This window comes from Cognatazoarcus halotolerans (assembly GCF_009800965.1).
GTDB lineage: Bacteria > Pseudomonadota > Gammaproteobacteria > Burkholderiales > Rhodocyclaceae > Cognatazoarcus > Cognatazoarcus halotolerans.
Genome location: NZ_WUAF01000052.1, coordinates 1 through 770, shown reverse-complemented (window position 1 = coordinate 770; position 770 = coordinate 1). Strand labels below are relative to the sequence as shown.

At 63.0% G+C, this 770-nt stretch carries 1 protein-coding gene; it reads left to right on the top strand.

The window, feature by feature from the left end; genetic code table 11:
• A partial coding sequence (locus GQB03_RS22615; RefSeq protein ID WP_235027186.1) for a thiamine pyrophosphate-dependent enzyme occupies positions 1–770 on the top strand: 770 nt, incomplete at both ends.

Sequence of the window (770 nt, the reverse complement as noted above, 5' to 3'; positions counted from 1 at the left end):
ACGGCGAAGTTCCCGGTGATCATCTCGGGCGGCGGGGTGGTGATGGCCGATGCGGTCGAGCAGTGCAAGGCGCTGGCCGAGCGCCTGGGTGCGCCGGTGGTGAACAGTTATCTGCACAATGATTCGTTCCCGGCGAGCCATCCGCTGTGGTGCGGCCCGCTGGGTTACCAGGGTTCGAAGGCGGCGATGAAGCTGATTTCGCAGGCCGATGTGGTGGTGGCGCTCGGTTCGCGCCTGGGTCCCTTCGGGACGCTGCCCCAGCATGGCATGGATTACTGGCCGAAGCAGGCGAAGATCATTCAGATCGATGCGGACAACAAGATGCTCGGCCTGGTGAAGAAGATTTCGGTGGGTATCTGCGGCGATGCGAAGGCTTCCGCGGTGGCGCTGACCCGGTTGCTCGAGGGCCGCACGCTGGCCTGCGATGCGACCAAGGCCGAGCGCGCGGGCAGGATCGCCGAGGAGAAGGCGGCCTGGGAGAAGGAGCTCGATGACTGGACCCACGAGAAGGATGCCTTCAGCCTCGACATGATCGAGGAGAACGCGAAGGAGAAGACCTTCCAGGGGGGTAACTACCTGCATCCGCGCCAGGTGCTGCGCGAGCTGGAGAAGGCGATGCCGGAGGATGTGATGGTGTCGACCGATATCGGCAACATCAATTCGGTGGCCAACAGTTATCTGCGTTTCGAGAAGCCGCGTTCGTTCTTTGCGGCGATGAGCTTCGGTAACTGCGGTTATGCCTTCCCGACGATCATCGGGGCGAAGGTGGC